The sequence below is a fragment of the Nitrospinaceae bacterium genome (assembly GCA_018669005.1).
Lineage (GTDB): Bacteria > UBA8248 > UBA8248 > UBA8248 > UBA8248 > UBA8248.
In genome coordinates this window covers 30,912-54,173 of the sequence record JABJAL010000086.1, presented here as the reverse complement: position 1 = coordinate 54,173, position 23,262 = coordinate 30,912, and the positions used below count along the sequence as shown (strand labels likewise).

General features: G+C 43.9%; 20 protein-coding genes. 17 read left to right on the top strand and 3 right to left on the bottom strand.

All coding sequences use genetic code 11. From position 1 onward, the window contains the following. The 3 genes from HOJ95_13805 to HOJ95_13795 form a co-directional block, all read right to left on the bottom strand. The gene (locus tag HOJ95_13805; protein ID MBT6395773.1) at positions 1–219 is read right to left on the bottom strand and encodes an acyl carrier protein; all 219 of its coding nucleotides are present in this window, start codon (positions 217–219) and stop codon (positions 1–3) included. 712 nt (positions 220–931) lie between these two features. Beyond that, positions 932–2,047, bottom strand: a complete 1,116-nt coding sequence (locus tag HOJ95_13800; GenBank protein MBT6395772.1) for a hypothetical protein — start codon at positions 2,045–2,047, stop codon at positions 932–934. A gap of 365 nt (positions 2,048–2,412) precedes the next feature. After that, positions 2,413–3,288, bottom strand: a complete 876-nt coding sequence (locus HOJ95_13795; protein ID MBT6395771.1) for an FkbM family methyltransferase — start codon at positions 3,286–3,288, stop codon at positions 2,413–2,415. 656 nt (positions 3,289–3,944) lie between these two features. Between HOJ95_13795 and HOJ95_13790 the strand changes: the two genes are divergently transcribed. From HOJ95_13790 to HOJ95_13710, 17 genes are all read left to right on the top strand, one after another. After that, positions 3,945–6,131 carry a polysaccharide biosynthesis tyrosine autokinase gene (locus HOJ95_13790; GenBank protein ID MBT6395770.1) on the top strand — a complete coding sequence of 729 codons (2,187 nt, stop codon included), beginning with the start codon at positions 3,945–3,947 and terminating at the stop codon, positions 6,129–6,131. 105 nt (positions 6,132–6,236) lie between these two features. Then, a complete protein-coding gene (locus HOJ95_13785) occupies positions 6,237–8,300 on the top strand; it encodes an O-antigen ligase family protein (GenBank protein ID MBT6395769.1) in 2,064 nt (687 codons plus the stop codon). Positions 8,301–8,447: 147 nt separating this feature from the next. Continuing rightward, positions 8,448–9,392, top strand: a complete 945-nt coding sequence (locus HOJ95_13780; protein ID MBT6395768.1) for an NAD-dependent epimerase/dehydratase family protein — start codon at positions 8,448–8,450, stop codon at positions 9,390–9,392. Next, positions 9,364–10,062, top strand: coding sequence for a nucleotidyltransferase family protein (locus tag HOJ95_13775; GenBank protein ID MBT6395767.1), 699 nt, complete (start codon positions 9,364–9,366; stop codon positions 10,060–10,062). The genes HOJ95_13780 and HOJ95_13775 overlap by 29 nt, the downstream gene beginning before the upstream one ends. Continuing rightward, positions 10,063–11,364 (top strand): UDP-glucose/GDP-mannose dehydrogenase family protein, encoded by a 1,302-nt coding sequence (locus HOJ95_13770; GenBank protein MBT6395766.1) that lies wholly within the window; start codon positions 10,063–10,065, stop codon positions 11,362–11,364. It begins immediately after the preceding gene. Further along, entirely contained in the window at positions 11,361–12,212 is an 852-nt protein-coding gene (locus HOJ95_13765) for an SDR family oxidoreductase (GenBank protein MBT6395765.1), read from the top strand. The genes HOJ95_13770 and HOJ95_13765 overlap by 4 nt, the downstream gene beginning before the upstream one ends. After that, complete coding sequence (locus HOJ95_13760) at positions 12,209–13,228, top strand: Gfo/Idh/MocA family oxidoreductase (protein ID MBT6395764.1); 1,020 nt, start codon at positions 12,209–12,211, stop codon at positions 13,226–13,228. The genes HOJ95_13765 and HOJ95_13760 overlap by 4 nt, the downstream gene beginning before the upstream one ends. A 43-nt stretch (positions 13,229–13,271) precedes the next feature. After that, a complete protein-coding gene (locus tag HOJ95_13755; protein MBT6395763.1) occupies positions 13,272–14,261 on the top strand; it encodes a galactokinase in 990 nt (329 codons plus the stop codon). A gap of 15 nt (positions 14,262–14,276) precedes the next feature. Next, positions 14,277–14,873, top strand: coding sequence for an SIS domain-containing protein (locus HOJ95_13750; GenBank protein ID MBT6395762.1), 597 nt, complete (start codon positions 14,277–14,279; stop codon positions 14,871–14,873). Between the two features lie 10 nt (positions 14,874–14,883). Then, positions 14,884–15,474 carry an HAD-IIIA family hydrolase gene (locus HOJ95_13745; protein ID MBT6395761.1) on the top strand — a complete coding sequence of 197 codons (591 nt, stop codon included), beginning with the start codon at positions 14,884–14,886 and terminating at the stop codon, positions 15,472–15,474. 1 nt (position 15,475) lies between these two features. Continuing rightward, positions 15,476–16,147 carry a transaldolase gene (locus HOJ95_13740; GenBank protein MBT6395760.1) on the top strand — a complete coding sequence of 224 codons (672 nt, stop codon included), beginning with the start codon at positions 15,476–15,478 and terminating at the stop codon, positions 16,145–16,147. A gap of 267 nt (positions 16,148–16,414) precedes the next feature. Then, a complete protein-coding gene (locus tag HOJ95_13735; protein ID MBT6395759.1) occupies positions 16,415–17,404 on the top strand; it encodes a GHMP kinase in 990 nt (329 codons plus the stop codon). Between the two features lie 667 nt (positions 17,405–18,071). Next, positions 18,072–18,512 (top strand): SIS domain-containing protein, encoded by a 441-nt coding sequence (locus tag HOJ95_13730; GenBank protein MBT6395758.1) that lies wholly within the window; start codon positions 18,072–18,074, stop codon positions 18,510–18,512. A 298-nt stretch (positions 18,513–18,810) separates the two neighbouring features. Further along, positions 18,811–19,314 carry an HAD family hydrolase gene (locus tag HOJ95_13725; GenBank protein ID MBT6395757.1) on the top strand — a complete coding sequence of 168 codons (504 nt, stop codon included), beginning with the start codon at positions 18,811–18,813 and terminating at the stop codon, positions 19,312–19,314. Positions 19,315–19,457: 143 nt separating this feature from the next. After that, complete coding sequence (locus HOJ95_13720) at positions 19,458–20,696, top strand: glycosyltransferase family 4 protein (protein MBT6395756.1); 1,239 nt, start codon at positions 19,458–19,460, stop codon at positions 20,694–20,696. A 110-nt stretch (positions 20,697–20,806) separates the two neighbouring features. Next, complete coding sequence (locus HOJ95_13715) at positions 20,807–22,339, top strand: hypothetical protein (GenBank protein ID MBT6395755.1); 1,533 nt, start codon at positions 20,807–20,809, stop codon at positions 22,337–22,339. Positions 22,340–22,748: 409 nt separating this feature from the next. Further along, positions 22,749–23,240, top strand: a complete 492-nt coding sequence (locus HOJ95_13710) for a polysaccharide deacetylase family protein (protein ID MBT6395754.1) — start codon at positions 22,749–22,751, stop codon at positions 23,238–23,240. Positions 23,241–23,262: the final 22 nt, after the last annotated feature.

Sequence of the window (23,262 nt, the reverse complement as noted above, 5' to 3'; positions counted from 1 at the left end):
TTAGGGAGTCCTGGATTCAACGAGGTCGCGAATTTTCTGAACGGTATCCAGGGAAATAATTTCCTCCATCTCTAAGGAGGAATTTATAGCAGATTCGATTTCCATCACAATGCGCAAATGTCCCAGGGAGTCCCAACCGGGAACTCCTTCAAAGCGCATAGAATCGTCCAATTCAAAATCATCATCCAAGTTAAGCGCACTTTGGAATATTTGTTTCACTAATTCACTGGTTGACAGTTTGAGTCCCTCCAAATGGAAAGCAAAATTAGCTTATGAATTGATATTTATCAAAAAGATAAAAGTGCTCAATTGCCACTATATCAGTCTTATGCCGATTTTGGGAGGCATAATAAACAAGTCATTTTTTATGACTCGATCTCGTGTGTTCGCTCAATCAGGCTGTTTGTATTGGGTAGAATGAAATGGTGGCTATAGTTATTGTGCGTCATTTTTTTGAATCAGCTCAACAATTCCGATGGGGGTGTACAAGAACGCGACAACGCAGTTGTTAAATAACATTGACGGCTTAGGTTCGGAGATGACAATAGATTTCCTTTCTCTTTTCAGGAAAACGATAGCGTTATTTATGTTTTCCACCCGGAAACAGGTATGATAAAAATTCTGATTGTTATTAACGAATTTCTGTACAATATTTCCAGATATCAATTCAATTTTTAGGTCTTCTTCGTTCGTCAGCAAACACAGGATAGCATCTTGGTTTGAATCAAAAATGACATCACCTTCACTTTTGATTTCGAAAAAAGTATTTACTATTTCTTTGCATTGCACGAAACTTTTACATGCAATTCCTAAGTGGTGAAATTTAAATGTAGGTGTGGTTTGAGGATTTTTCATCTTTGTGGTCTTTTAGTAAAAATCGTAATTGTGGAGACTCTCTCCAACGCATCCGCACTTGAAGAACGCTCGGAGTTTACCAAGCCCCATCAGTTTCATAAAGGCTCGAATACCATCTTTTCTCATCCTTTAGTATATCTGTCAGTTGTTTATTTGCAATGCGGCAAATATACGGAAAGCTGGGCAAGTATCTTTTGTAAGGCTTGTATTTGTCGAGGCAATCCCTGATGACTCGTGGGAATCCGATTACTTCGATTACTCCGCATCCGCTTTCGCGCGCGTACTTATAACAGCCTCGAAAAAGATGGTCGATAATTTTGGGGTCATCCTTTTCAGCTATTAAGTCCACGATTTTCGAACGGAGTAAGCCGATTGATGGCTCGAATTCGCTACGTAGCACTGCATATCCAATTAATCTGCTGTTGTCATGGCAGCAAATGATTTTAGTTTTAAAGGTTTTTGCGGGTGGGTTGTAATGCCATCGAAGAAGAGCGGAATTTCTGCTAAACTGAATACGATTCCGTTCTATTTTTTTTCGTTCCCAGAGTATTTCAAATTCGTAACTTATTTCCAGTGGGTCAATTTCTGTCATGTGAAACTTATCTTGATTGTCGATTGAAAATTTTCGATAGAGTTGCTCGAAAAAGAATACGGGCAAGCCTAAGATTTTTCCGCCCAACAGTATAGGGTAAGAGGATTGCCCTTTTCTTTTAAGGCCAGCTTCGATAAATTGGGTTGGATTAAGTATCCAATATAATACTTGGTTGTAATCGTGTTGTGGTATTTTTTTTCCTTTAAGGAACTCGAAAAGTTTACATACAGATTCGATGCCTGTTGTTATGAAAAGGTCAACGTTTTTTTGTTTGAAAAATGTGTCTGCCAAAAGAATGCTGTAGGCGCGGTATTTTGAGTCAACTCCCATTGCAGTTGATGTCGTTGCTACATGTCTTTCTTCGTCGAGATAGAATACATGGGGCATATTTCCGATGTGCCCCACAGTTTTTTCCCCGTCTAGAAGGAACCATCCGTGAGGAAGATCGATCCCCTCTTCTTTAAACGTGGGGTTGCTCCATAGGTGATCCCAGTACTCTCGGGAATCACTGGACAGGCCGACTCTTTTTTTTAATTCCTCAAATTCCGAATAATCTTCGAATTCTACTTCTCTTAAGGTTAGTTTGGGAGAATTATTCATGAGAATTGTAAAGCCTTGTGGGTGAAGAGACGCCTTCAGTATTTATGGCGCAACAGTCTGCGATACTCAACAGAAAATCAGGTTAGAAAAATTTATTGGTTCCCGGTAATCTTGGAGAAGCATCAATCATCATAAAAGCACCAAACCGCAAATTGTCATTTCCCAATCAGAACCCTAACTAAAATGATATTACCATGGATCGGTTTTGTTTGTAGAAGAAATTCGAATTTGGATGCCGGAAACACTCGATATAACTCTTAGCATGATCCCCTCCCCAGGTGGCTGGGGTGATGCCGGGGTGTGAGCAATATGAAAATTATTGTTGGTCCCTTCGGGGTTTGATCTAATATGTTTTCATTGTGAATTCATTTGCGCTTCGCAAAAACGAAACAATTTCCATCAAAACCCCTATTTGTTTCATCAACCCTCTTGCATTCAAGGGAGAAAATACTTACGAAGAAACCTTCACTTTCCAGTTTTGTTTTGAGGTTTTCTACTTTTCCAAATTCAGGATGAACTTCCATCGCAATTTTCTTTACGGTCGACAGCCAGGCGGTATCCCGATTTAACAAATCAAACTCAGATCCCTCGATATCTATTTTTAAAAAATCTATCACCTTTAAATTATGGCGAGACAAAATTTTATTCATCGATAATATGGGAGGTTTTTTTCCATAGTGTGATGCTGATTCTAGTCCATTGTAATCACTAAATAGGCCCGATTCGGAGCCTATCATTCCAAATTCAATTGAAATTTTATCCATCAGGTCATTTTTTTTTGCGTTTAGTCGTATCTCATCTAAAACCCCCGATTGAGCTTCGACCGCGATTACTTTTTTTCCCAAAGTTGCTGCAATCATTGAAAAAACGCCTACATTGGCACCTAAATCGACTGCCGTATCATTATGATTTATTTCAAATCCAGCCGGAAGGAAATAAACTCCTCTTAAGTAAATCTCCCGGACACCCCCAAAATACCTTCCATCCAATTTTATACTTCTATTTGAAACGCGAGAAATTATATCCAATCCGGCCATGGCAAGATCCGCGGAGACTAAATTTTTATTCTTTATTATTATTCTGTAGTTTAGAAATAGTTTGCCCAAATAAACAAAAAATATTCTCAATCCGCAAATTTTAATCATGCAAACTAAATCTTTGAAAACACACCAAATTTTCATTGACAATCCAATAGCCCTCTCCGAACCCTGAGTTTTTACGTAAATAACTTTAGGTACCAAGATATTTTCCTTATTCTAACCAAAATTATGAGACAATTTTTATCATGTTTCAAGTTCAGGAATATTCATCCTTCTTTTGGTAGGGCCTCTCACGGTGGGGGAGTTGAGTGCGAGGAAAGATTCTTCTGAGGTATAATCTATAGTTTAATCCATTTTTGAATGACTTCACGGAGCGTGTGCTTTCTCGAGTCTATGGTTGGCCACCATCTGCTTTTGAGTTTGCAGTTCTCCTCCTCAAGCTGTCTCAGATGCCTGAGTTCGCTGGTGGCAGGACCTCCGTGCTTCTTCTCCCAGCGGTAGAATGTCTCCTCGGTGACTCCCATCTAGCGGGTCACTTCGGATATCGAAACTCAGGTCTCAGCCTGTTTGAGGGCAAAGGCTATTTAGTTCTCTGTAAACTTCGAATTGCGCACGGCAAAATCCCCCTAGCGGGTGAATTTGTCAGAATACTCATTTTGCCGCTGAAGTAGCTTTTCGGGAGAACGTCAAATCCACCAAATTTGACTCTAACTCCATGATATGGGATGGGAATGGGTTCTGGAATGAAATTAGCGAATTGAAAATAGGTAGTTTCGCTGATAACATAAGACCAAATGCTGTCCACAATTAAATAAATTTTGGTTAACCGAACCTATGGAGGCTAATAAACAGTTAGTATGAATGAAAATTTAACAATTCCTGCAATACCTCATCTTAAAGATTATTTGTCCATTTTATTCAAACATAAATGGTTGATTGCATTGATCTTTTTGGCAACCCTCACTGTCTCCCTAGTATTAAATTTCAAGGCTGTACCTATCTTTTCGGCGGCTACCAGAGTGTTGATCGAGCCGGAAAACCCCAATGTAATTAAATTTGAGGAAGTGTTGGGACAAAGTGTGGGCCATTCACCGGAGTATTTATCGACACAGTATAAAATTCTTTCTAGTCGGGCTCTGGCTGGCCGTGTTGTAGATGCGCTTCATTTGGATTCCAGGGAAGGGTATGGAATTTCCAGAAAACAAGTACAAACATTTAGTATGAGGAGCCTTGTAGGCGAAGCAATCGCATTTTTACAGATTAAATTGGGAAATCCGAATGTCGGTGGCAGGAAAAAACAACCGAATATGCAATCCCTTACCCCTAGAAGAAGAGCTATGAATGCTCTTGCCAGTCGCCTCCAAATTTTACCCGTAAGCAGGACTCGGCTTGTGGACATAGTTTATGAATCACATGATCCAGTAATCGCGGCACAAATGGCAAATAAGATTGGGGAAGTGTATTTGAAGATGACTCTTGATCTGAAATATAAAGCCACCCGAGAAGCGACCGAATGGCTGAATGTTGAATGGAATAAATCTCGTAATTTGTTATTGGAATCTGAGCGGAAACTTCAAGATTACAAGGAAACTCATAACATTGTATCTTTGGAAGACCGGGAAAATATTATTACGCAAAAATTGAAGAATTTAAACAAAGTTGTGATGAATGCGAGGACGGAAAAGATTTCTCTAGGGTTATTGACAGGGAAATTGCGTTCCGAAAAAAATATTGAAATCCTTTCATCGTTGCCTGAAGTCATTGATAATGATCTTATTCAGAGTATGAGACGTGAGATGATTTCCATGCTGAATAAGCAATCTGTGTTGCTTAAAAGATACAAGAATGGTCATCCAATAGTTAAACGTCTCAAATCACAAATTGGACAAACTCAGACCCGAATGAATAAAGAAATTAAAAGGGTTGTTCGAAGTGTTATGGCACGCTACAAGGTGGCATCAGAACGCCTGGCGTCATTCGATAAGGCTCTTGAAATTCAAAAAAAAGAAGCTCTTCGACTGGGTAGGTTGACAGTCCAATATAATGTTTTGAAAAGAACTTCAGACACGAATAGAAAGATATTTGAAAATATCGCAAGTAGAAAAAAAGAAACAAATCTTATGGAAGGTCTGGATACTAGTAACATCAGGATAATTGATGTGGCAGAGATTCCCGCCCACCCGGTACGGCCCAAAAAAACTAGAAATATTTTTCTTGCGGGAGCGATTAGTTTGTTTTTTGGGTTTGCAGTAGCATTTTTGATAGATTATTTCGATATGCGAATCAAGAGTCCAGATGAAGCTGAGGAAATTGTAGGGGCACCGACAATTGGGGTGATTTCTGACTTTGGCAAAATGTCAAATAGAGCTGAGCGAATTTTTTTAAAGAATATGGAAGCTAGTACCTTGGAGCAATTTCGCCAAATTAGAACATTGTTGGCATTCCGGGCCGGTAATTCTAATAAAGTGTTTCAAGTAACAAGTTGTATACCTGCGGAAGGAAAAAGTCTGATTTCTGCAGTTTTGGGTGTAATTCTTAGTGAAACAAATAAAAAAGTTTTACTGATTGATGGTGATTTTTATAGGGAGGGACTCAGGGGATGGTTGAATGTGAAAGGTTCTGAGGGGATTCAAGACATCCTTTTTGATCATAAAGATAGTTCGGAGGTTATAATCAACTATGAGAGCGGAAATATGGATGTGCTTGTTTCCGGCATTAATTCCCAAGGGGATCAATTCGCAAGTCTACTCACACCTTTGGAATTGAAACCTTTGATTGATTCTTATCGGGAGAATTATGATTATATAATAATTGATACTCCCCCATTGCTAGCCGTGAGTGATCCCTTGATTTGGTCTCAATGTGTGGATGGTATTTTGATGGTGCTTGATGTCAACCAGATAAATTCCCAAATGCTTAGACAGGCGATTTCAAAGATCAAGGAACTGGATGTGAATATTTTGGGATTGATATTGAATCGGATGAAAAAAACTGAAGGCTATTATTATTATGGCTACGGTAAGAAGTATGGGAGTTATGTGTGATGGCGTATGAAATTTTTGAATATGAAAAGTACAAAATTCTTGGTGAGGTGTTATTGAGTGATGATAACTAAAGTTTAGCAGACGTATGACAGGTGTTACGTAAACATGAAAGAGGTTAAGGGTATAGAGAAGGGATGTCACTTTGTTTTGAAGTGGGGATTAGTATTCCTTTTAGGGGTATCTCCTCTTCCTTTCGGTTCAGTTCTACCAGGTGCTTATATAACAATTCAGGTCGTATCTTTATTTTTGGCAGCTACTTGGATTATTAAATGTGTCTGGTGTGGAAATTTAGAAATTTTGTGGTCGACCTTTTTGATTCCGGTTGGATGTTTCATTTTAGTCGTCATCTTTCAGTTGATTCCGATTTCTGAAACCTTCATTTCTTGGATTTCACCTGCTAGACAAAACCTCTACCATATAACGCATTCCGAAAAAATAAATTCTGAAATTAGCTTAAAAAAACAACCCAGAAAAAATGTTGTTATGCAATTGAGCGTAAATCGCTACGCTACATCGGTGGAATTGCTGAAATTATTATCATATATGCTTATATTTATCGTGACCGTAAATAACTTCAAGACAAGAGGAGATGTATTGTTTTTCTTGCGGGTCCTGGCTTTTTTGGGATTCGGATATTCCCTGTTCGCAATCATTCAAAAAATTTCATGGAATGGTATGGCTTTTTGGTTTATTCCGCTGAGACCCAGACGATTTCCCTTTGGAACTTTTATCAACAAAAATCATTTTGCAAGTTATATAGGAATGATCATACCTCTAGCGTTGGGAATGTTAGCGACCAAAAAGATAGAATTTAAAAAAAAATACAGCAAATTTGAGAATCAGACTTTTATAAATTTAAAGCAAAGCAATGATTATTTGAGCAGACAAGTCGTCATGTTATTCGTTTCTATGGTGATGATTTTGGCATTGTTCATGTCTTTGTCTAGAGGTGGAATTTTTAGTGCTGGTGTGGTGCTGATATTTTTGAGTTTATATGCCTATTTGAATTATAAAAAAATTAGAAAGAAAATATGGGTCGTATGTGGAATTTCAATTTTGTCGATTCCATTGATTGCTATGTATTTAGATTTAAAGGATGTAATGGGACGCTTAGAGGTTCTGGATATTGAGAAAATTCTTTTGACGGAAGGACGTTTTGATCTTTGGGCAAATGCGATAGAAATTTTTCAAGATTATCCTCTTTTGGGAGTTGGCCTAGGTGCATTTTCTTCCATATTCACTAGTTATCAAACGATCAGTCCAAAGATAATTTTTACTCATTTGGAAAACGATTACTTTCAGTTATTAATCGAATCTGGGATTGTGGGTAGTGTTGCAGTATTTTTCGCAATAATTTTGTTCATGAAATTTATTTTGAAAGGATTTATCAATGCAAAGGATCTTGAAACGAAGGGATGGATAGCAGGAGGAATAGGTTCGGTTATTTATATTAGCCTACACAGTTTGGTTGATTTTTCACTTCATATGCCAGCGAATGCGGTTCTTTTTATTTTTATAATGGCCCTTCTTGCAATTACAGTTGGACTCCATGGGAAGCGTGATCGCTCTACTTGTAAATTTAAAATGGTTTCGTTTCGATTTTCGAGATGGAGTAGGAAATGGCTTGTCAGTTCGGTAATAATTGTTTGTGGGATATTGCTATTCGTTATTTTGAGTGTCAATTCTTCAGAGGAAAAGAAATTGTTTAGCCGTGGAAAGAGCTTTCTTGTATTTTTGCAAATAGGGCATCGGACTTCTCGATGTGAATTAATTTGGCATGGTCAAAAGGGACTGGAGAAATTTAAGTCAGCAAGCCTAATAAACCCATTAAATCCAGAATACCACTACTATATAGGATTAACGAAAGGTTTAATGGCGCAATATGAAAATAAATGCCAGGCGAGGATATCGGACGAGATACTTTTAAATTATAACTCATCTTTTCGTCTTGCTCTTTATCTTGACCGTGTTAATCCGGGTCTGAAATTCAAAGTGTCGATGTTTTATCTTTCATATTGGAAGAATCTCCCGCCAGCAGATAGGGAATACGGACTTCGGGTTTTTAGAGATGCGCTTATGATTCATCCAGACTTTAAGTACAAGGCAAGAGAAATTCTTTTGCAAGATAAGAAAAAATATATTGATCCTGCCATCAGGGATCTTTTGTAGAAGTGTTTTTCAGACCAAATAGTGTGTATGGTGAGGTCTTCTTTTTTCGGAAAGAATTATTTTAATAATAAGTATGTTGGGCTTGAATGGTGATGGGTTCTCTGAATGCTCGGATGCCTAAGAATTAAAACTTTAAGGGGGAAACCTGTGAAGATTCTAATAACGGGAGTTGCAGGTTTTATTGGCAGTAATTTGGCCACCCGTCTCAAGAAAGAAGAGCACGAAATAATTGGTATCGATAATTTTTCAAGTGGGGCTCGCACCAATATTGATGACTGTATTGAATTTTACGAAGCAGATATACGAACCAAGGAGATTTATCCGTATTTTAAGGATGTGGATTACGTCTTTCATCTGGCTGCGAAAAACTGCCTTCCTGATTGTCTTGAAGATCCGGTTGAAACGGCTGAGATCAATGTCGTTGGAACCGTGAATGTATTGGAGGCAGCTCGTCGAGCAGGCGTGAAAAAAATTGTATACTCAGATACATCCGCTGAATATGAGGGGATTTTGGAGTTCCCATCTACAGAAGATGAAATCTCTCCTTTTAGTGTTTATGCGACAAGTAAAAATTCGGGTGCGGCAATATGCAGGAACTATGAAAGATTTTTCGATCAGCGAATTACGATTGTTCGTTACTTCAATGTATATGGACCTCTGCAGGATTGGCGCCGGAGTATGCCTCCTCTCATGAGCGCTTTTGTTTTGAAGCTTTTAAAGGGAGAGCGTCCGATCATTTACGGTGACGGGGAAAAGCGAAGAGATTTTATATATGTAGACGATGTAACAGATTTCAATATCATGGCTGCGTTTGATGAAAGGACGGATGGCCTTGTCTGCAATGTCGGTTCCGGAGTTAATTATTCGGTGAAGGAAATTTTGGAAATTGTCAAAGAAATGGTGGGTGTGGATATGCCGGCAATATTCAAGGATGAACTACCCGGAGAGGCGGAGGTAACGCTAGCCGATATTAGCCGATCGAAATCGTTCGGCTGGGAGCCTCGAGTCGATCTTCGGGAAGGACTCAGGCGGTTCATCGCCTTTGTCGAGGAGGAAAATATTATTGAAAGCAGTCGTACTGGCGGCAGGTAAAGGGACACGGCTAAACCGATTGACCGAAACTACACCCAAGCCGATGTTGCCAGTCGGGGGGGAACCCATCGTTTCCTACCTCCTGGAGCAGTTGGCCAAAGTGGGTGTGAGTGAAATTTTCATGAATCTGCATCATAGTCCTGATGTCTTGCGGAATTATTGCGGGGATGGGTCCTCCTGGGGGTTTCAGATCACCTATTCCTATGAACCTGAGCTTCTGGGCACCGCTGGGGCGGTGAAGAATTTCCAGAAATATCTAGAAGGTGAGCCATTCTGGGTAATGTACGGTGACAACTACCTGGAATGCGATCTGTATTCTTTATGGGAATTTCATGCCGAACGGGATGGAGTAGCATCTATCGCATTGTTTGAAAGAGAAGACACCAGCGGTGCTGGAATTGCCCAGTTGGATGACGATGACCGGGTGACAGGGTTTGTCGAAAAGCCACCCGAAGGCTCGGGGGCCGGAAATCTGGTCAATGGTGGGCTTTATGTTCTCTCACCGGATATTTTTTCTCATATTCCGGCTCACGGAGCACCGGATTTTGGCTACGATATTTTCCCCGCTCTTTTATCCGGAGGCCATCCGATTTTTGGGAAGGTCATGCCGGGTGAAGTTTTGGGGATCGATACCCCTGAGAGATATGAACACTTGAAAGGAAAATTCTAGGTGAGTTCTTCTGAGTCCATCTGTGTGGTCGGGCTATGGCACCTGGGGAGCGTTCTCTCGGCTTGTTGGGCCGAGGCGGGGCACCAGGTTGTTGGCCTGGATCGGTCGCTCGAGGTGGTCGGCAACCTGGCCGGGGGAGAGGCTCCTATATTCGAGCCTGGGTTGAACGATCTTCTTTCAAAACACATAAAATCCGGGAGTTTGTCATTTTCCACGGATTTCAAGGAATCGATTAAGAAATCCGATATCGTGATTGTGGCTTTCGATACCCCTGTGTCGTCCGAGGACACGGCGGACCTGGAGCCATTGGTGAGCGCGGTTCGGGACATCGCTCCGTTTTTGAAAAACGATTCATTGATTGTTGTGTCGAGCCAGGTTCCCGTCGGAACCTGCGCCGGATGGCTGGAAGAGGTCCAGCGTATCAGCGGGAATCAAGGTATCGGGCTTGTCTATTCACCGGAAAATTTGAGGCTCAGCGATGCGATCCGCTGCTACTTACATCCGGATCGGGTGGTCGTGGGTGCGGATGATGACAATGCCAAAGAGCGGGCGGTCGAATTGTTTCAGGATTTTGGCGCACCCGTACTGACGATGTCTCTGGCGAGCGCAGAGATGACGAAGCATGTATTGAATTCTTTTTTGGCCACCTCAGTTTCCTTTATCAATGAGGTGTCGGAGCTTTGTGAGAAAGTTGGTGCCGATACAGGGGAAGTCGCCGCTGCTCTGAAGGCGGACGGGCGTATTGGCCCGCGCGCGTTTCTTGCTCCGGGGATGGGTTTTTCCGGCGGTACGCTGGCACGTGATGTTCAGGCTTTAATGAAAATTGGTCGGATGAAAGGGGAGGAAACACCCCTCCTCTCCAGCGTGCTTGAGGTGAACCGCAAGAGGCCGGAGATTTTCCGGAAAAAACTAGGGGAAATATTCGACTCCCTTGAGGGGCTGGAGCTTGCCGTGCTCGGTCTGACATACAAGGCGGGAACGAGCACAATCAGAAGATCGATGGCGATAGAGGTAATCGAGTCTCTGGTGGCGCAAGGCTGCCGTATTCGGGCATACGATCCGAGGGCGGATTTGAGCGAGGCGGAAAATCCACCGGATTTGGAAAGAATGAATAGTGCATATGAGGCGGCGCGTGGAACTTCCGGTCTTTTGGTTCTGACGGAATGGCCCGAATTTAAAGAGCTTGATTTTTCCCGGATTCGAAACAGCATGAAGACCCCTGTCGTTTTAGATGGGAGCAATTTCTTGGATAAAGCGGAATTGGAGTGCTTGGGATTTCGCTATAGGGGTATCGGCCGATGAACCTGAAAGATCGCGTCGCCCTGATCACTGGGGGCAGTTTGGGAATCGGGAAAGCTACCGTTACGAAATTTCTGGACGAAGGCGCAAAAGTCGCTTTTTGTGCCCGCAATGAACAGGAAATAAAGAAGGCGGTGGCGGAATTCGAAAAAATCAATCCCGACGTTCTCTCTGTGCGGGCGGATATTACAGATAAAGAGCAAGTCGCTAATATGGTTGAGGCCGCGACTCGCCGATTTGGGAATATCGATATTCTGGTGAATAATGCGGGAATATACGGCCCCATCGGTCCTTCCTGGGAAGTGGATCTCGATTTATGGGAAGAGGCCATGCGGATCAATCTTTTCGGGACCATGAAGGTCTGCCAGGCTGTTGTTCCTTTGATGATCAAGGCGGGTGGCGGAAAAATTATCAACATTGCGGGAGGTGGAGCCGCCGGCCCGTTTCCCAGATACAGTGCGTATGCGTCATCCAAGGCGGCGCTGGTCCGCGTTACCGAAAACCTGTCGATCGAGTTGAGTGATCATAACATCCAGGTCAATTCGATTGCCCCCGGTTTCGTTGTCACACGTCTTCATCAACAGACGATGGATGCCGGGGATAACGCGGGTGCCGAATTTCTTCAGAAGACCAGAAAAGAAATGGAAGAAGGGGGGGTGGACCCCAGTGTTCCAGCCGCTCTTGCCGCGTATTTGGCATCGCCGAGAGGGGATGCGATTACAGGCAAGTTCATCAGCGCGATATGGGATGGATGGGCGGGATTCGAAAAGCATCTTGAGGACTTCAAAAAATCGGATGTCTACACCCTTCGCCGGATCGTTCCCGCCGAGCGCGGCATGGACTGGAAGTGAGTAAAACTAAGTTCGGAGTAGGGGTAGCCGGGTGCGGCGTCATCGGATCCCGAAGGGCGTTGGTGGCGGCGAATTCGGAAAATTGCCGGGTTGCCGCTGTGTCTGATCGATTGCCTTCTCGCATGGATGAGCTTGCGGCGGAAACTGGAGCCGAGGCGGTAGCTGAATGGGAGGACATGGTCGAGCGGGATGATGTCGATATCGTTATCGTTTCGACTTCGAATAATTTTTTAGCTCCGATATCGCTTGCCGCGCTGAATGCGGGGAAACATGTCCTTTGCGAAAAGCCCATGTGTGTGAATAGTCACGAGGCGAAGGAGCTATCTGCAGCGGTTAAAGAGAGTGGATGTTATCTGGAAGTCGGTTACAATCATCGGTATCATCCGGCTGTAAAAATGGCGTATTCCCTTTACCGTGAAGGAAGTCTGGGCGAGTTGATGTATATGCGTTGCCGTTACGGTCATGGCGGCAGACGGGGTTATGAGAAAGAATGGCGCATGGATCCAGAATTTTCGGGTGGCGGTGAACTCCTAGATCAGGGCGTTCACGCGATAGATTTGTTCCGTTGGTTTCTCGGTGATTTCACCGAGGCGGTCGGCATGACGGAAAATTGGGTCTGGAAAAGTCAGGTTGAGGATAATGCGTTCGCCCTGTTCCGAACCTCCAGCGGGAAAGTGGCTACACTCCATGCCAGTTGGACTCAATGGAAAAATTTGTTTTGTCTTGAAATATTTGGCGACAGCGGTTCGGTCGAAGTGGATGGCCTTGGTGGAAGCTACGGTACTGAAAAATTAACTTTTCACGAACGGAATAAAGAGGGCGGGCCGCCGAAAATAGAAAAATGGGAATTTGAAGGAAAGGATACATCATGGAAAGAGCAGTGGGATGATTTTCTGGAGGCCGTTTCATCGGGAAGAAGTTCGATGGCGGCCGGAGTTGAAGATGGCTTAGCCGTTATTCAATTGACGGATGCGGTGTACGGGTCTTCTCAAGCCGGGTTCGGAATAAAATCTTGATCGAACCCATGGCTGACACTTTTCAAGAGATTGTGGGGATACGGTGATATTGGTTCGAGCGCCGCTTAGAATTCCTCTAGGTGGTGGCGGCACGGATTTGCCGTCTTATTACGAGAAAAGCGGCGGATTTATTTTAAGCGCCGCCATCAATAAATACGTTTACCTGTATGTGAATCGCCCTGCCGCCGATAATTTGTTGCGGCTGAAGTATTCCAAGTACGAGCAGGTCAATTCGGCGGCCGAGATTCAACACGATCTGGTTCGTCCCACCCTTCAGCATTTTGGTCTCGACAATAACCTGGAGATCGTGTCCATGGCTGATGTTCCCGATGGGACCGGGATGGGTTCTTCGGGAAGATACCTGGTTGCTCTCTTGATGGCATTGTCCGAGTTGAAAAAGGACAGGATGCCTACCCAGGAACTTGCCGAAAAAGCGTGTGATATCGAGATGAATCTGGCTGGTCATCCCGTGGGGAAGCACGATCACTATATAGCGGCGTTTGGCGGTTTTACTTGCCTGGAAATTGATAAAAGCGGGGGGGTGGATGTCAGCGCTCTGGATATTTCTATTTCCACAGTTGAATCCCTGAGAAGCAATCTGCTTCTTTTTTACACGGGAATTAACCGAAGCAGCCGGGGCGTCCTCGCGGAGCAGAAGCAGGATACAGAGGATGGAAACAAGGTGGTTGTTGACAGCCTGGATTTTACAAAAGAGCTTGGATATCGAATCAAGGAAGCGCTGAGGGGGGGAGATGTGGACCTGTTCGGAAACTTACTGCATGAACATTGGGAAAATAAAAAACGCCGTTCTGGAAAGATCAGCAATCCCTCCATTGACCGCTGGTATGAAATTTCAAGAGAAAACGGTGCGCTTGGTGGAAAAGTGATCGGAGCCGGGGGAGGTGGGTTTTTGATGGTATACTGTCCTCCGCCGGTGAAAAACAAGGTGCGAGATTCTTTGGTTGCTGAAGGGCTTCAGGAGATGGCTTTCGATTTCGACGACGAAGGTACCAAGGTGATGGTCAATTTTTAAGGGATTTGGGGACTCATGACTTTTACGGAAATTTTTTTGTCCGAAGCGGAACAAATAATTAAAAAACTCGACTTGGCGGCTATCGATAAGCTTGTGTCGATGCTTGTTGAAACTCGGGAAAGAGAAGGTCGGCTTTTTTTGCTTGGTGCAGGAGGAGGCGCAGCTCATGCCTCACACGCGACGAATGATTTTAGAAAACTTGCCAATATCGAGGCCTACGCTCCGACGGACAACGTGAGCGAGTTGACCGCCCGCGTGAACGATGAGGGTTGGGAAACCGTATTTGTAAACTGGCTTAAGGGCAGTCGCTTTTCACGAAAAGATATGATCATGGTGTTTTCGGTAGGCGGCGGCGATTTGGAAAATAATGTCAGCCCGAATATTGTACTTGCGCTCAAATATGCCAAAGAAATCGGTGCCGCGATCGGGGGTGTTGTCGGGAGAGATGGTGGATTCACGGCCCAAGTTGCGGATGCCTGTGTCATCGTCCCGACTGTGAATCCCGCCATGGTCACACCTCATACGGAATCCTTTCAGGCGGTTGTGTGGCATCTTCTGGTTTCGCACCCTGACCTCCAGGAGGTTACGGCGAAATGGGAGTCAATTCGTTGATGACCGGCCGATGAAGCGTGCGATATTTCTGGATCGGGATGGCGTGATAAATCCCATGTGCCTGAATCCGGATCACGGAACGGTGGACTCACCCGCCAACCCGGATCAATTCAATATTTTACCCGGAGTTACCGATACGATCTGCCGGTTTCGGGAGATGGGTTTTGCCGTGGTGGTTATCTCGAATCAACCCGGAGTCGCCAAGGGCAAGATGGTGCCCGATTTGCTTAATGAAATAACGGAAAAAATGAAAAGATTGTTGTACCACTCCGGAGCGGAGCTCGATGGCATCTACTATTGCCTGCATCATCCTGACGCTTTATTGCCCGAATACCGTGAGCTATGTGAATGCCGAAAACCCAAGCCCGGTCTTTTGCTACGGGCTGCGGAAGAGCTTGAAATTGATTTAAAATCCTCCTTTATGATAGGAGATGGATTGACTGATGTTTTAGCGGGACAATCGGTTGGTTGCCGTACCGTTTGGTTGGGGAATTTGAAGTGCGAAATATGCCGGGAGATGGACAAGCACCGGGTTCGTCCTGATTTTGTCGCTGATAATTTGCCCGATTCGTTGAAATTCATTGAACCGGATGAGGGATAATGTGGAAATTTTTTTGGATTCTGCCAATGCTGCTCAGATTGGACACTGGGTTCGTCAAGGTATTCTGGACGGAGTTACGACCAACCCTTCCATTATGCTGAAAGACGGTGTCAAGGATTTGGAAAAAGGTGCTCGGGACATTATGAATTTGCTCGGAGACCGACCGCTTAGCGTCGAAGTGACCACAAACGATCCGGCGGAAATGATCGAGCAGGGCCGCGAGTATGCGAAGTGGGGGAGCAGTATCGTCGTTAAAATTCCTATCATCAACGAAGACGGCGTATCTTGCCTGGAGGTTATCAAAACGCTTTCGGATGAAGGCGTGAAAATAAACACAACCGCCATCCTTTCGTTCAATCAGGTCCTGCTCGCCGCAAAGGCCGGTGCGACCTATTTAAGTATCTTCGCGGGCCGGGTTGCCGACGAAGGGCACGATTCCGATGCCCTTATCACCATGGCGGCCAAGTGGGTGGAAAAATGGGGATACGGAAAAATTCTCATAGGAAGCATCAGAGGGACGATTGATGTCCAGAATGCCGCGGTCGCCGGCGCACATATCATTACAGTCCCCCCCCCGATTCTAGAAAAAATGACAGACCATAAATTTACCCGGGAGACGGTGAGGATGTTCAATGCCGATGCAAAGGCTGCGCTTTTGGAGATGGAAGTGTAGGGATAGTCCAACGGTAGTAAATAGATAGAAAGCACACCCTTGCAACCATGATTGCGTAAAATAGTTTTTTTGGAATTTTCTTGTTGATGACACTGCTAAAGCCAATGCTGGAATATTTAATGGTTGGTTTAGCGAAATATGTTGTGTGATGTTATTGAGTTGACTCATTGGTGGTCTTAACTACAAGGGTGCTTATTGATAAGAAAAATACCAATCAATAAATGATATGATGGGTATGGATAGGGCGTAAAGGAAGAGGGGTAATCGATGATCATTACTCAGACCCCGTTGAGGATTAGTTTTTCTGGCGGTGGAACTGATTTTCCTGAGTATTACCGACGAAATCAAGGTTTTGTAGTAAGTGCTGCGATTGATAAATATGTTTTTGTATTCATTACTGGCAGATATGACAAAAAGATATATGTTAATTATTCAAAGAAAGAAATCGTTGATAGTGTAGATGAAATCAGTCATGAACTCGTCCGGGAGGCAATGCGCATTACGGGAATTACCGAGGGAGTTGAAGTGTCTATGATTTCAGACATCCCATCGGAAGGTTCTGGATTGGGTTCTTCGAGTAGTATAACGGTTGGTTTGCTTAATGCATTTTATATTTTTATGGGGGAGCAAGTGGGGCCAGAACGCCTTGCGGAAGAAGCCTGTGAAGTAGAAATTGTACGGTGCAAAAAACCCATAGGGAAGCAAGATCAATATATTGCTTCTTTTGGCGGAATGAACTCGTTTGTATTTAATCGTGATGACACTGTAGATGTGAACTGTGTGAAATTATCGTCGTCTGAAATGCGCAATTTTACGAATAATATATACTTATATTTCACGGGGCAAACACGGCAGGCGAGTAGTATTCTAGGTGAGCAAAATGGTCGAGTGGAACAAAATAGTCAGGTACTCGAAAAAATAAAACAACTGGGATGTAAGGCATATGAGGATCTGACCAGGAGGAATTACGATTCTATTGGTAGAGTCCTTGATTTAAATTGGAAACTTAAAAAAGAATTAGCAGAAAATATTACCAATAATCAAATTGAAAAAATGCATAAAATTGCGATGAGTGCTGGGGCGACTGGAGCGAAAATTTGTGGTGCGGGAGGCGGGGGTTTTATGATGGTGTATTGCCCTTCGTTAGCTCATGAAAATTTGAAAGTTGCAATGAAAGATTACAAGGAAATGCCTATTGAGATAGAGCCCGATGGATCCAAGGTCATTTTTAATTACAGAAGGTCCTCGTGGATATAGTTGAGAAATGCTCAAGGGAGTAAATAACAATTGTCGTTTTTTTAGAGATAGTCTCCCTCCCTGGAGAGTTTCTTTTGGCGATGACCTCCTGGATTTGTTTCTCGACACAGGAAAGTACAAGAGATTTCCTGTGCGCCCCGAAAACCCCATGTGCATTTACAAATTCTGCAATCCATGCCGTTTGCCGTTTGTAGTTTAAGTAGTTAATTCTTCCTGTTGATTACTGGCAATAGAGGTAGTTAAGCCATTGGTGGTTTCTGAATGGGTGAAGTGGAATTCGTGCCGGTGAACGGATTTGTGGGGAAAGATACCCTTGAGATTTACTATTCCAACAAAACAAATGTTAAAGACCGATGTTAGTTGGCGGTAAACAATTATCGGAGTTGGCTAACAGGTATTTATGAAGTTTCTAATCGCTTGATGTTCATAATTTGGGAACTCTACCAAATTCGGGGATTTTTCAAGTACTTTAATGTTGCAATTGTTTCAATAGGAAATCTTCTGGGTATTATCGCTCTTCTATTTTTGAGGAAACGATAAATTTACCAGAATCGATGGGCCAGAATCGGCGAGATATTTTAAGGTGTTCGGGGGGCTTCTCGCGAATGCGGAAACGCCCGATGGGGCAGACATTTCTATTTCCCTAGACGAGGGATTCCGGAGGGGAGTGGAGATAGTAGATACGTTTGCCCCGGTGGAGGGAAGAGCATCCGGAAAGGCAATCATCATCGGCAACGGTGGTAGCGCTGCCATCGCGAGTCACCTACAGAACGATCTTTGCAAGGCAGTGGGGGCAGCGATGGTGTTCAACGAAGCGTCCCTTCTGACAGCGCTGACGAATGACGAGGGTTACGATGTAGCGTTTCGACGTATGGTTGAACTCTGGGCTGAGCCGGGTGATCTCATGGTGGCCGTAAGCAGCTCTGGGTGTTCGGTAAATATTTTTTTAGCTGTCGAGGCGGCTGTATCGTGGGAGTGCCGGGTTATTACTTTTTTGGATTTTCTGCCGTGTAATCCACTCCGGGGAATGGGCGAATTGAATTTTCAATCAATTCAGAGGCATACGGCTATGTGGAGAGGGCCCACTCGGGCCTCACGAATTATTTGACTGATTGCGCCGCGGGCAGCGTTTCAAGAGAAGGGGGCGTAGGATGACCTGTCCCAGCTTGTATTTATCATTAGATGAGGTCTTACCTATTGTTCATGACCGAATAGCGGATTTTGACTCGCAGTAGGGAGTCCATGTAGATATATATTTCTGATGAAATAGATGGACTCTAGTTTATCTACGATTAAATGTGAGCTTAAATCGACTCTGAAACAGGTGATGCGTATTGTCTCTATGTGTAGGTAAAGTAATCAATAAAAACGGGGTAGTGTTTCTAGACCGTGATGGAACGATAAATGTGAATCGTGATAACTATGTTAAGTCATGGGATGAATTTGAATTTCTACCTGGGGCGATTGAAGCTATCGCTTCCATTTGTGCGATGGGCTTAAAAATTATTGTTGTCACCAACCAATCTCCAATTGGGCGAAAGATAATTAGTGCTGATGAAGTCGATAACATCAATCGCCAGATGGTCAATGAAATAATCAACCACGGAGGGGACATTCAAGATATTTATGTGTGTCCTCATCTTCCATGGGTGGGATGTGATTGTAGAAAACCAAAACCAGGTCTCTTATCGCGCGCAGCAAATGACTATCCAATTGACCTTAGGCATTCATTTATGGTGGGTGATAATATTTCGGATGTGAACGCGGGTATTGCTGTGAAATGTCAATCGATTCTAATTTCTAGCAATAATGCATTTGAGGCATATCCTGAAAAGAAGCCCTACAAAGAGGTGGAAAATTTAATTGAGGCGGTAAAACATATAGAAATGCAACGAAAAGCTATGTTTTGAAGGGGGGTATGAAAGATATTGGTGATACAGAGCCCGGGCCAGATTTTTTGTAGATGAAAAACTGGTTGATTTAGTAGGTAGGTGGATATTACAGAAAATAGATGGGTTTCTGAGTCGATTTTATTGAGAAATAGGTGAAGGAAATGCGATTTGCTTTTTACTTTGCAGATTACGTTAAGTCTTTCTCGCTTAAAAGCCTTAGGAATGGAGATATTGGTGCCGGAGGTGGGGTCGTTCGATCCCGGATCCTTTTCTGGCTCGCCAAACTTGGCCACGAAATATTTATTTTAAATCATGTAGACGAAAACTCCGTCGATGGCGTACGTAGTGTTCGCGTGGGGCAATTTACGGAAATCCCGCAAGTTATCGATAATCTGGGCGGGGTGGATCTTTTCGTCTTTAACTACGATGACTATTCCTCCCTCCTGGGTGATCTCCCCGTTCCCGGTGCCCGGGCGAAAGTGATATGGGCGGGGAACGCATTTCCTCCTGAATTTGCATTGAAAATCGATAACCTGAGAATTCATCGGGCCGTTTGCGTCAGTCATGCACACAGAGAAAGCCACCGGCTGTATCCAAATTTTTCCAGAATTGAAATGGCCTACTCCGGAATTGATTTGGATATTATTGATAATTCTCCAGAAGTGAAGCGAGAGGATAACCTCATTATTTTTTTGGGTGCGCCGAAAGATTCCAAGGGATTTCACAATCTGTTAAATTCCTGGCCTCTCATACGAGAAAAAAGACCACAGGCCAGATTGCGCGTTCTTGGCTCCGCATTGCTGCACGATCCTTCCGCGAAATTAGGATGGACCGGGATGCTGGATGAATCGTTCGAAGCGAAGTATCTCGATCCGCTTGTGGGGTCATCCCGAGATTTGGAAAAAATAGGAATTGAGTTTGCCGGTCTGCTTCCTTCTCGAGATGTCCATATTGAACTTAAAAGAGCGGCTATCGCGGTGGTCAATATGAACTTCACAGGTTCCTTTGAGACATACTGCCGAAGCGCTATCGAGGTTCAGGCTAGTGGCACTCCTGTGATTGGGGCGGCCCGGGGTGCATTAAACGAGGTGATTCGAGACGGTGAGACGGGGATTTTGATAGCGGAGCCGGAGCCCGAGAAAATATCCGAGGTTTTTGTCGATCTTTTGGATAATTCTGAAATGCGAAGAAACTATGGCCGGGCGGGCAGCGAATGGGCCAGAGGTAAGATTGGCAATTACGAAAAATTGGCATCCGATTGGGTGGGTATTGCAGAGCGAACATTGAGGGATGAACCAGCCTCTTATCCAAAACGGTATTTTCAGGATTTCTTAAGAGTGGCCGGTTATGGGCGATTTCGAATGGCCGCGAAGCGAATCTTGAAGATAAGCTCGGAATAGGTGAAAGAAATTTCAATTACCATGAATGAAAAATATCCGTCTGGAAAACGAGGGTGAATATGTTGGGCGCGAAATCTCGACAACCCGGAATTAGTGTGGAAAACGAGTAAATGGAGAGTTCTTTTTTCTCTAGAGTAACCAAGGCAGTTGGATCGAATTTCGTGGGGCAAATTATTGTATTTGCCCGTGGGATTTTGCTAGTACCCTTATTCCTCCATTATTGGGGGGGGGTCCTTTATGGCGAATGGTTAGTGCTCTCAGCGGCGATTTCATATCTGGCGCTTCTTGATATCGGAATTCAGTCTTTTGTCGTCAACCGCATGTGTCAGGCCTATGTGCAAAATCGAATTGAAGACCTGCATCGTGACCTGCATAGTTTCCTTAGGTTATTTCTGGTCATCATTTCTATCGGAGCACTGCTCCTCGCAAGTTTCCTTCTCTTCTTTCCCGTTGATGAGTTACTTAAATTTAAAGTGACACCGCAGTTTACTGCCAGTATATCGATAGTTTTTTTAGGGATGAACATTCTTTTTGTTTCCCTTCCGATTGGTCTGGTGGCGAGCCTGTATCGAGCTACGGGAGAGTTCGCCCGGGGAGCGATGATAGGAAACTGCTTTTCATTTGCCATTTTGTCCGCAAATACCATCGTGCTATGGGCTGGTGGAGGGATGGTAATGTTTTCATTTTCCATATTTTCCATAGCGGGAATTCATGGTTTTTTAGTGATCTGGGATTTATCCCGGATCAGACCGAATATTAAAGTCTCGCTTAGAGATGGAAGCATCCGGCATGCCATTCAATTCATCGGGCCGTCATTGCTTTTTTTCATCATTAGCATTGCCACTCTGCTAAATATTCAGGGAACGCTCCTTGTTCTGAATTTTTTTCTGGGGGGTATGGCGGTCGCCCGCTACAGCACCCTTCGAGCCTTATCCCAGTTTGCTATTCAGATCGGAAGCCTTCTAAGTCCGGTGATATGGCCGGAATTAACATCGTTGGACGCACGTGGGGATGTGGATAATTTCAAAAAGATTTGGTCTTCATACGTTAAGATTAATGTTTTGAGCGCGTTTTGCGTAGTTATCCCGCTGCGAAATATCGCGCCTGATTTATACGTGTTGTGGACGGGGAACAAGTTAATTTTCGACCCCATTTTGTTAGACATTTTTTTAATTCAAATCGTACTGATGGTTTTCTGGAGCGGTTTCGGAATGCCACTTTTGTCCACGAATCGACACCGCGGATATTCCTTGACCATGTTTATCAACGCGGTCCTCACCATTCTCCTGAGCTTGTGGTTTGTCCGGATATGGGGGATCAACGGTGTCGCGGGTGCGTCGCTTCTGGTTGACTTCTTCTTTACATCTCCCATTATTATCATCCTGGTATCGAAATATTTCAAAGAATCAGCCAGTCAGATTATAATCAGATTTATCTTACCCGGAGGACTGATTGGGGGGGCAGTGATGTTCGCTTCGGCGTGGGTGATACCACTAGCTGGGTCCTCGATAGTTCTGATGTTATTTATGGCTGGAATCCTGGTGGCGATATATTTGGTCCTCTCCTACTGTTTGTGGCTGAATGATGAGGAGAGGGGAATGACAGTCGATATATTCCGTAAATTACGAGCCTATGTTTCCTGAGGTATTGTCGGACTATTCGATAACCCCTATCGGGTAACAGGAAGGATGTCCTGGTGTATGAGCCAGAATGAATACGCGAAAGACGTTGGAGAATTAATTTCCAGCTATCCTGTTAGGAGAAGAGTACGAAACCTCCTGCGGGATACCACCGTTTTTTTCTTGTCGCTATCCAAGCGAATTGACCGCACAAATAACTGGTTACGCTTTCCCTATTACCATCATGTTTTCGATGACGAACGAAAAGGCTTTGTCCGGCATCTTGACTATCTCAAGAATTATGGAGATTTCATCTCCCTCGAAAATGCGGCGAGTCTACTGGAATCGAAAACCCTAATTCATGGACGGTATTTTTGTCTTACGGTAGACGACGGATTCAAGAATTGCCACACGAATATCATGCCTATTCTCGTTGAAAAAAAAAATCTCTGCAGGTTTTTTTATTCCGACTATGTTTGTGGGGAAATCAAGGGAAACCGGGAGTGATGTTTACGAGCAGTTTTTTGCGAACACGGGCGCTTACCCACTTCCTGTTCAATTTATGGATTGGGATGAAATCAGAAGTTTGTCCGAAAGTGGAATGACGATTGGCTCGCACACGGAAAGTCACCAAAGAATTTCTGAAATGAATGAAGATTCTGTTGTCATGGAATTGGAGGAATCCAAACGAATCATTGAAAGTGAAGTGGGTGAGTTATGCGAACATTTTTCATGCCCATTCGGAATCCCCGGGCGGGATTTTTCGGAGAATATGGAGCCGGTGTGGGCAGAAAGAGCGGGGTATCGCTCGTTTCTGACCACACGAAGAGGAGCCAACCGGACGGGAGATTCTCCGTTTTTCATCAAGCGGGAAAATTTATTGGCGTATGAGGGAACCCACCATTTGCGCTACTTTTGTTCGTAGCTTTTCCTGCGAGACTTCTGCT

Coding starts and splice junctions, on each gene's coding strand:
- HOJ95_13750 (MBT6395762.1), top strand. CDS start 14,277: ATGACTTTTACGGAAATTTTTTTGTCCGAAGCGGAACAAATAATTAAA.
- HOJ95_13720 (MBT6395756.1), top strand. CDS start 19,458: ATGCGATTTGCTTTTTACTTTGCAGATTACGTTAAGTCTTTCTCGCTT.
- HOJ95_13765 (MBT6395765.1), top strand. CDS start 11,361: ATGAACCTGAAAGATCGCGTCGCCCTGATCACTGGGGGCAGTTTGGGA.
- HOJ95_13745 (MBT6395761.1), top strand. CDS start 14,884: ATGAAGCGTGCGATATTTCTGGATCGGGATGGCGTGATAAATCCCATG.
- HOJ95_13790 (MBT6395770.1), top strand. CDS start 3,945: ATGAATGAAAATTTAACAATTCCTGCAATACCTCATCTTAAAGATTAT.
- HOJ95_13735 (MBT6395759.1), top strand. CDS start 16,415: ATGATCATTACTCAGACCCCGTTGAGGATTAGTTTTTCTGGCGGTGGA.
- HOJ95_13715 (MBT6395755.1), top strand. CDS start 20,807: ATGGAGAGTTCTTTTTTCTCTAGAGTAACCAAGGCAGTTGGATCGAAT.
- HOJ95_13800 (MBT6395772.1), bottom strand. CDS start 2,047: ATGAATAATTCTCCCAAACTAACCTTAAGAGAAGTAGAATTCGAAGAT.
- HOJ95_13785 (MBT6395769.1), top strand. CDS start 6,237: ATGAAAGAGGTTAAGGGTATAGAGAAGGGATGTCACTTTGTTTTGAAG.